This is a genomic window from Vibrio celticus (assembly GCF_024347335.1).
Lineage (GTDB): Bacteria > Pseudomonadota > Gammaproteobacteria > Enterobacterales > Vibrionaceae > Vibrio > Vibrio celticus.
The window spans coordinates 2,017,305-2,026,312 of sequence record NZ_AP025463.1; the positions used below are offsets into that span (position 1 = coordinate 2,017,305).

Consider the following 9,008-nt stretch of genomic DNA (forward strand, 5'->3'; position numbering starts at 1 on the left):
TTATTTCCCCTGCTCTGCTGTGCTTGCTAATTCTGGGTTTAAAATTGTTTCTACTGAGTAGAAGCCTGTCCAGCTGTATACTTTACCGTTCAGTTCTACTTTGTGTTCAGTGCTGTCAGTCGCGCCAAGTTGGTTGCTGATCATCACTGTCACGTTTGATTTCTCTGTCGTAATTTCTACTACTGAACCGATATTGGTGTGAGCCACTACTTTGATGTCTTTCACAACACCACGTGCGCTTACAGATTGCTCGAATTCTTCGTTGAAGTAACCATGCGTTTCAACAACAGAAGCAAACAGTGTTGTTTCGCCTTTGCTGCGTAAAATGAATGCAGGCTCTGAACGTAGGTTGAAGCTTGGGTCGTTAGCGCCAGTGCGAGTAAAGATAACTTCAGCCTTGTCGTTAGACGTTGCACCTAGCCAAGTGTAGTAAGTGTTGTTTTGTAGCCAGCTTACAAGTGCTGTGCCCTTCACTTCACCGCTTGCCACGTTCCATAGATGTTGGTAACCGAAATCGTCACCTAGAGTGTTTAGCTCTTTGTTTGCTTGGTATTCAAAGTTAGTGCGAACAATCTGACCTTGATATTGGTGTGAGTAGTCGTATTGATGCTCGCCTTCGCCGCCTTTTTCAGAATCTAAGCGGTATAGGTCTAACAATAACGAAGATTCTAATTCTTCAAGATTTAGCATGAACACGCTGCGTTGCATGTCAAAGCCTTGGTAATGATCGTTAGCAAATGCACTCATACCGTTGATTTGATCGTCTTCTACTTTAAAGAAGTGAGGTAAACCATGTACTGAGTCTGCACGTTCAACGTCAAAGTTGTTCTGACATTTTTCATCAATCGTAACTGCATTGTGAGCAATCGTTTGACGAGCGTAAGATTTGTTTTCGTCTAGGTAACGGCCGCCGAATTTTGGCTCAACGTTCACCCAACGACAGAAGCCGTATTCACGTAGCACTTCTTGACCACGGTTGAAGAAAGAAATACCCAATGTATCGAAGTTGCCGTGACCCATACCGTGTTGGCCGTAGTTCATCACAAGTTGAGAAACGTCGCCTTTCTTATCCTGCATACGGATAAAGCCTTGCGCGCCGTTGTGACCTTGAGGGCCTTCGTTCAATTCAACACTTGGCCAGAAAGGCATGCCGATTTCTTTCTCTGCAGAAGCGGCTTCGTATGCTTTAGATAGCTCAAGACCACATGGATGCATCCATACTGCGTCTTGAATCTTCGCCATACCAAGAATGTTCTGGTCTACACCGTTTTCAGAAGAGTAATGCTTACTGTAAACACTTACCGCAACCTGAACACCCATGTCTGTGATACCCATTGTACGAGAAGCATCATTCAGAGCCGGGAACTCACCGTTCGGGTAAGCCGTCGCAAGCATCGCTTGTACTGTGTTGCCAATCACGCCACCTTTGTAGTTATAGATATCTACTTCAGGCATGTGGCGGTGAATCACTTCAGCGAACACACACGTTGGGCGAATTGCATAACGGTGGTAGTAAGGGCCTTCCATGTAGTAACCAGAAGGTGCAAATAGCTGAGAAACTTGCGCTAGGAAGCCGCCAGTATCGTTACGGTCGATGCCGTACACTGACATTTCAAGGTACTCGCGTTTGCCCAAAGCAAGACCACAGATACCGACAGCAGCAACGGCCCAAATGCCGTGGTTATGGATACGGTCAAAGTCGTGTGCGTATTTAACCGTGAACATTTCTAGCATTGGTTCAAAAATGCGAGACTCAATGTTATCACGTTGCTCTTGTGTCAGTGTCGAAGCAACACAAGAGTAAGCTAAGCTTGAGAACATTAACCAGCAGTGTTCGTTCAGGATTTGGTGGAACAAACGACCAGTAGGGTTAGTGTTTTTCTGTACGTGGTAATCAAACGTTAGGTATTTGTTTGCGTACTCTTCTAATAATTCTGTAACAAAGTCAGCGTACTTTTGCTCTTTAGTGATCAAGAACATGCGACCAGCTAGATTCATGTACGTGTAATTTTGCTTATGGCGGTTATGTTCGTAACCCCCAGCTTCACCATGACCTGGGACATCAATAGGTAAACGCATGAATGCTTCTAGATCTTTCGCGTTCGCTGCAATGGTTTTGCCCATTAAGCTAGAACGGCCCACTTCAAGATGAAGCTGCTCGATTTCTGCTTCAGTCAACAATACTGGTTTAGTCGTCATATTCTTTGTCACCCTCAATAAAGAGTTTATCTGCTTAAACTTTGATTAAATTTTCAAACTCCATATAAAGTAATACAATATGAGCTTTAATTATACCTATTCGTCGCTAAATGATGAGTAGAGTCACACAATTAGCTATAAGTCATTGATGTAGCTAACTAATGGTAAATATTGGCCATTTATTAAGTTGTTGATTTATTTACGCTATATAAAGTATCGCTTGATCAATATCACACAAATTTAGATATATTGTATTACAATTAAGCTCATTCCCTTATGATGGATGCAAGTTAAGTAACACTTAAAAGATTTAAACAGATTAGGAGATACACAATGAACTCTTTCTTTATCCTAGATGAAAACCCATGGGAAGAACTTGCTGGCGGCATTAAGCGTAAAATCGTTGCTTACACTGACGATCTAATGGCAGTACACCTATGTTTTGACAAGGGCGCGATTGGCCACCCTCATACTCACGAAATCCATGACCAAATCGGTTACGTAGTTCGTGGCAGCTTCGAAGCTGAGATTGAAGGCGAAAAGAGAGTCCTTAAAGAAGGCGATGCTTACTTCGCTCGTAAACACATGATGCACGGTGCTGTTGCACTAGAGCAAGACAGCATCCTTCTTGATATCTTCAACCCTGCGCGTGAAGATTTCCTAAAATAATAACTAGCGCAACCTCAGTTGCTAAGGTAAGCATATGAAATCATTAAACATCGCGGTCATTGGCGAGTGCATGGTTGAGCTACAAAAGAAACAAGACGGGCTTAAGCAAAGTTTCGGTGGCGACACACTAAATACTGCACTTTACTTGTCTCGCTTAACAAAAGAGCAAGATATCAACACGAGCTACGTAACAGCACTAGGCACTGACCCATTCAGTACCGACATGTTAGAAAAGTGGCAAGCGGAAGGTATCGACACTAGCTTAATTGCTCAGCTTGATCACAAACAACCAGGGCTTTACTACATCGAGACCGATGAAACTGGTGAACGCAGTTTCCACTACTGGCGTAATGATGCTGCAGCAAAATTCATGTTTGACCAGGAAGACACACCTGCTCTACTTGATAAGTTATTCTCTTTTGATGCGGTTTACCTAAGTGGTATTACGCTTGCTATCTTGACAGAGAATGGACGCACGCAGCTATTCAACTTCTTAGACAAATTTAAAGCTCAAGGCGGCCAAGTATTCTTCGACAATAACTTCCGTCCAAAACTTTGGGAAAGCCAACAAGAAGCAATTTCTTGGTACTTGAAGATGCTTAAGTACACAGACACGGCTCTACTGACGTTCGATGACGAGCAAGAGTTGTACGGCGACGAAAGCATTGAACAGTGTATTGCACGTACGTCTGAATCTGGTGTGAAAGAGATCATCATTAAACGTGGTGCTAAAGACTGCCTAGTAGTTGAAAGCCAAAGCGCTCAGTACGTTGCTCCAAACCCAGTAGACAACATTGTTGATACTACAGCGGCTGGCGACTCGTTCAGCGCGGGCTTCCTAGCTAAGCGCTTAAGCGGTGGCAATGCACGTGATGCAGCGTTAGCAGGTCATACTGTGGCAGGGACTGTGATTCAGCATCCAGGTGCTATCATTCCTCTAGAAGCGACGCCTGATCTGTCTCTATAATTACGCACTTTAACTATTAATCAAGGGTTTGCTTAGTTGAAAGCAAGCCCACATTTAACGTGAGGAAGAATTCATGACTACATTAAATGAACAACTAGCAAACCTAAAAGTAATTCCTGTAATCGCTATCAACCGTGCTGAAGACGCTATCCCTCTAGGTAAAGCACTTGTTGAAAACGGCATGCCATGTGCAGAAATCACGCTACGTACAGAATGTGCAATCGAAGCGATTCGCATCATGCGTAAAGAATTCCCAGACATGCTAATTGGTTCAGGTACTGTACTGACTAACGAGCAAGTTGACGCATCTATCGAAGCTGGCGTTGATTTCATCGTAAGCCCAGGTTTCAACCCTCGTACAGTTCAATACTGCATCGACAAAGGTGTTGCGATCGTACCAGGTGTTAACAACCCAAGCCTAGTTGAGCAAGCAATGGAAATGGGTCTTCGTACGTTGAAGTTCTTCCCGGCTGAGCCTTCAGGCGGTACTGGCATGCTTAAAGCACTAACTGCGGTTTACCCTGTTAAATTCATGCCTACTGGTGGCGTGAGCTTGAAGAATGTAGACGAATACCTATCTATCCCTTCTGTACTTGCGTGTGGCGGTACTTGGATGGTTCCAACTAACCTTATCGACGAAGGTAAATGGGACGAGCTAGGCAAACTAGTACGTAATGCAGTTGAACACGTTAACGCTTAATCTGTTTTAGATTTGCTGATAAAGCCTCACTTCGGTGGGGCTTTTTGTTGTCTACGCTTTAGCTTACCGCTCCCACTAGGCGTTGGTATGGTCATTTACACTCAAGCGCTAATATATGCTAAAGCCCCTAGCTTTTGTCGTACAAACCTATCTACATCTAATTCACCACGCTACATCTAATTCACCACGAACCACTTTAACTTTCTCCTAAGCGCTCCACCACTTCCCCCTACTTATTGACCACTTTAATTCACTATTGCTAGGCCCCAACTCTCAAATGAGTAGCCAGCTTGCATTTTAAGAGCACTATTCGAACAAAATACTAGTTACCTTCACTGATATTGAAATCAAAAGAAACTATGGGCGTGCTCCAGCTCATAAGAATCAAATAAGCACTTAAAAACAACAAGCTACCTCTGCGTTAACCACGTGATGGTTGATAATTATGTCGTAATTTTAATTATGAGAGCTGTCGCAAAACTGGGCTCATTTGTAGCACATTTGTTACGGTTATAACTAAAATCTTATGGGTGACCTTTGTTATTGTTTTTTGGTTTATATTGTAATACATATGTACATTTACTGGGTCGTTAAACATCAAACAAAACCAAAATTAGATACTAATTAAAACCATTAAAAACAATAATTTAATTCAACCACTAATATTAAAGAAAAAATCAATGCGACCTAGATCATACTAAAGACATATTGTAGTACAAATAAACCTTTGTACGCGTTAATCTAAGCCCAGTTAATTATGATATTTAAAAGGCTGAAAAGATGACTATTGATACTTTTGTTGTTCTCGCCTACTTCTTCTTTTTAATCGCGATTGGTTGGATGTTCCGTAAGTTCACCACCTCAACAAGTGATTACTTTAGAGGGGGCGGCAAAATGTTGTGGTGGATGGTTGGTGCAACTGCCTTCATGACACAGTTTTCAGCATGGACGTTTACAGGTGCCGCAGGACGCGCGTTCAATGACGGTTTCGTTATTGTAATCCTATTCTTAGCCAATGCTTTTGGCTACTTCATGAACTATATGTACTTCGCTCCAAAGTTCCGCCAACTTCGTGTGGTAACGGCGATCGAAGCTATTCGTCAGCGCTTTGGTAAAACGTCTGAACAATTCTTCACATGGGCAGGTATGCCGGACAGCCTTATCTCTGCAGGTATCTGGCTAAACGGTCTAGCTATCTTTGTAGCAGCGGTATTCAATATCCCAATGGAAGCTACCATTGTGGTAACGGGTATGGTTCTAGTATTGATGGCAGTAACGGGCGGCTCTTGGGCGGTTGTTGCTTCTGACTTCATGCAAATGCTTGTAATCATGGCCGTGACAATCACTTGTGCGGTAGCAGCTTACTTCCACGGTGGCGGCTTAACTAACATCGTTGCTAACTTCGACGGCGACTTCATGTTAGGTAACAACCTAAACTACATGAGCATCTTCATCCTTTGGGTTGTATTCATCTTCGTGAAGCAGTTCGGTGTAATGAACAACAGCATCAATGCTTACCGTTACCTATGTGCAAAAGACAGTGAAAACGCACGTAAAGCGGCAGGCCTAGCATGTATCCTTATGGTTGTTGGCCCACTAATTTGGTTCCTACCACCTTGGTACGTAAGTGCATTCATGCCTGAGTTTGCGGATCAATACGCATCAATGGGCGATAAAGCGGGTGATGCTGCTTACCTAGCATTCGTACAAAACGTAATGCCTGCAGGTATGGTTGGTCTTCTAATGTCTGCAATGTTCGCTGCAACGATGTCTTCTATGGATTCAGGTTTGAACCGTAACGCTGGTATCTTCGTGATGAACTTCTACAGCCCTATTGTTCGTAAAAACGCGACACAAAAAGAGCTGGTTATTGTAAGTAAGCTTACAACCATCATGATGGGTATCATCATTATCTCGATTGGTTTGTTCATCAACTCTCTACGTCACTTGAGCCTATTCGACATCGTAATGAATGTTGGTGCATTGATTGGCTTCCCAATGCTTATCCCTGTACTACTTGGTATGTGGATTCGTAAGACGCCAGACTGGGCGGGTTGGTCAACACTAGTTGTAGGTGGTTTCGTTTCTTACATCTTCGGTATTTCGCTTCAAGCAGAAGACATCGAGAACCTATTTGGTCTAGAAACAGCACTGACTGGCCGTGAATGGAGCGACTTGAAGGTAGGTCTAAGCCTAGCGGCTCATGTAGTGTTCACAGGTGGTTACTTCATCATGACTTCTCGCTTCTACAAAGGCCTATCGCCAGAGCGTGAGAAAGAAGTTGACCAACTATTCACTAACTGGAACACGCCGTTAGTAGCGGAAGGTGAAGAGCAGCAGAACCTAGATACTAAACAGCGTTCAATGCTTGGTAAGCTTATCAGCACGGCAGGTTTCGGTATCCTCGCAATGGCTCTGATTCCAAACGAACCAACAGGACGCTTATTGTTCCTACTATGTGGTTCGATGGTACTAACCGTTGGTATCCTTCTGGTTAACGCATCTAAAGCTCCAGCTAAGATGAACAACGAGTCAGTTGCTAAATAGCTAAACAGCTAAACAGCTAAACCAAAATGAAGCCCATGTTATTCGATAACATGGGCTTTTTATTTGCCTTCGCTTTATCAAAATAGAATATGAAACGCATCTCGATTAATGCTCACAAACCATAGAAATGCCTATCTCCTGCCCTCGTTTTATCTTATTTTCCAACCTTTCCAATGGTTTGATCTCTTTCTCGGATTGTTTCTGTTACTTTGAATGACAACACAAACACAACAGATAATTACAATGAAAAAAACATCACTATTACTTGCTTCCATTGCTCTGGCACTTTCTGGTGTCGCACAAGCTGACCAGTTAGAAGACATTCAAAAATCCGGTACCCTTCGTGTGGGCACCACTGGCGACTACAAGCCATTTTCTTACTTTGATGGTAAAAGCTACTCTGGCTACGATATCGATGTTGCACAGCACATCGCGGAGCAATTAGGCGTTGAATTGAAGATTGTTCGTACCACATGGAAAGATCTGCTGACCGACCTAGACGACGATAAGTACGACATCGCGATGGGAGGCATTACACGTAAAATACAGCGTCAGCTAAACGCAGAACAAACTCAAGGCTACATTACGTTTGGTAAGTGTTTCTTAGTCGCTAAAGGTAAAGCAGAACAATACAACAGCATCGAGAAAGTGAATCTATCTTCGGTCCGTGTTGGCGTAAATATCGGTGGCACTAACGAGATGTTTGCAGATGCTCATTTACAGAATGCAAGCTTCACTCGCTACGAAAACAACTTAGATGTACCGCAAGCCGTTGCGGAAGGCAAAGTTGATGTAATGGTGACTGAAACTCCGGAAGGCCTATTCTACCAAGTGACGGACGAACGCCTTGAAGCAGCTCGCTGTGAAACACCATTTACCAACAGCCAATTCGGCTACCTCATTCCTAAAGGTGAGCAACGTTTGCTGAACACTGTGAACTTCATTATGGATGAGATGAAACTGAAAGGTGTTGAAGAAGAGTTCCTGATTCACAACTCTCTTAAATAGTCTTCTAGTCTTCTAGTCTTCTAGGGCGTGTTGATCTTTGCTGTACATTTCGCGTTCAACAATACATCGGTAGCCACATTAACATGAATGCCAGCGATAACATGCTGGCATAATTCCTTTCTAGCTTATCATATCTACTTGAAATAGCTCGATAATGCTTAATTCTCCCAAAGGCATTTTCGACCAAGTGACGATACTTGTATAAACACCAATCCATACTGTCTTTGTCTATATCTTGTCCGTAATTGCGTTTAGCAATTACCGTTTCTCCGCCACGTTCCTTAACAAAATACGGAAAGGTTCGCTGTCATATCCTTTATCACAAACGATGGTATTAACTTCATCGAGTTGCTCAACTAAGCTTTCGGCATGCACTATATCGTGGCGTTGTCCCTCTGATAAATCAAAGCAAATCGGCAGGCCACCACTATCTACGGCTAAGTGAATTTTGGTTGAGTTGCCCCCGCGACTTTTTCCTATTTGCTCTGAACTTTCAGTAGCTGCACCTGTACTATGCTGATGTGCTCTAACTATAGAGCCATCAAGAAATACCCATTCAAAATCAGCCATGTTAGATAAGCTTTTGAAAAGATTATCTAAAATCCCTTTCTTTGACCAAAGATTAAATCGTCTGTAAACGGTACTCCACTCTCCGAACTCAGAGGGTAGATCTCGCCAAGGAATACCTGTTCTCATTCGATAAAGTATTCCTTCAAATGTCATTCGATGTTCAGTTTTATCGTAAATACGACCTGTACTTTTCATAACTTGGAGTAGCAGTTCCCAGCGAATATCAGTTAGCATTGTTCTTGGCATGGTATTGGTTATGGTTTTACTTTTGGCGAAGCAAATTATAACTCTTTACCATGCTGTTCAAAAAACACTCACGAAAGATCAACACGCCCTAGTCTTCTAGAT

The 9,008-nt window shown here is 42.9% G+C and carries 7 protein-coding genes; 5 read left to right on the forward strand and 2 right to left on the reverse strand.

Going from position 1 to position 9,008, the window contains the following annotated elements; all coding sequences use genetic code 11:
* Positions 1-2,199, reverse strand: coding sequence for a heparinase II/III domain-containing protein (locus OCV19_RS09310; RefSeq protein WP_065677160.1), 2,199 nt, complete (start codon positions 2,197-2,199; stop codon positions 1-3).
* Between the two features lie 333 nt (positions 2,200-2,532).
* Here OCV19_RS09310 and OCV19_RS09315 point away from each other — a divergent pair, with 333 nt between their 5' ends.
* The 5 genes from OCV19_RS09315 to OCV19_RS09335 all read left to right on the forward strand — a co-directional run bounded on the left by OCV19_RS09315 (position 2,533) and on the right by OCV19_RS09335 (position 8,090).
* Positions 2,533-2,868, forward strand: coding sequence for a cupin domain-containing protein (locus OCV19_RS09315; protein WP_065677159.1), 336 nt, complete (start codon positions 2,533-2,535; stop codon positions 2,866-2,868).
* A 34-nt stretch (positions 2,869-2,902) separates the two neighbouring features.
* Positions 2,903-3,835 carry a 2-dehydro-3-deoxygluconokinase gene (gene kdgK, locus OCV19_RS09320; RefSeq protein WP_052878562.1) on the forward strand — a complete coding sequence of 311 codons (933 nt, stop codon included), beginning with the start codon at positions 2,903-2,905 and terminating at the stop codon, positions 3,833-3,835.
* A 73-nt stretch (positions 3,836-3,908) separates the two neighbouring features.
* The gene (locus tag OCV19_RS09325; protein WP_065677158.1) at positions 3,909-4,535 is read left to right on the forward strand and encodes a bifunctional 4-hydroxy-2-oxoglutarate aldolase/2-dehydro-3-deoxy-phosphogluconate aldolase; all 627 of its coding nucleotides are present in this window, start codon (positions 3,909-3,911) and stop codon (positions 4,533-4,535) included.
* Positions 4,536-5,315: 780 nt separating this feature from the next.
* Entirely contained in the window at positions 5,316-7,082 is a 1,767-nt protein-coding gene (locus tag OCV19_RS09330; protein ID WP_065677157.1) for a sodium:solute symporter family transporter, read from the forward strand.
* A gap of 243 nt (positions 7,083-7,325) precedes the next feature.
* Entirely contained in the window at positions 7,326-8,090 is a 765-nt protein-coding gene (locus OCV19_RS09335; protein WP_065677156.1) for a transporter substrate-binding domain-containing protein, read from the forward strand.
* A 55-nt stretch (positions 8,091-8,145) separates the two neighbouring features.
* On the opposite strand, the gene OCV19_RS09340 is transcribed toward OCV19_RS09335, so the two are convergent.
* Positions 8,146-8,906, reverse strand: a protein-coding gene (locus OCV19_RS09340) for an IS5 family transposase (protein ID WP_261875664.1) whose coding sequence is annotated in 2 segments (ribosomal slippage) — positions 8,146-8,366 and positions 8,366-8,906 — 762 coding nt in all. Because the reading frame shifts where the segments join, the coding sequence is not laid out codon by codon here.
* Positions 8,907-9,008 lie beyond the last annotated feature (102 nt).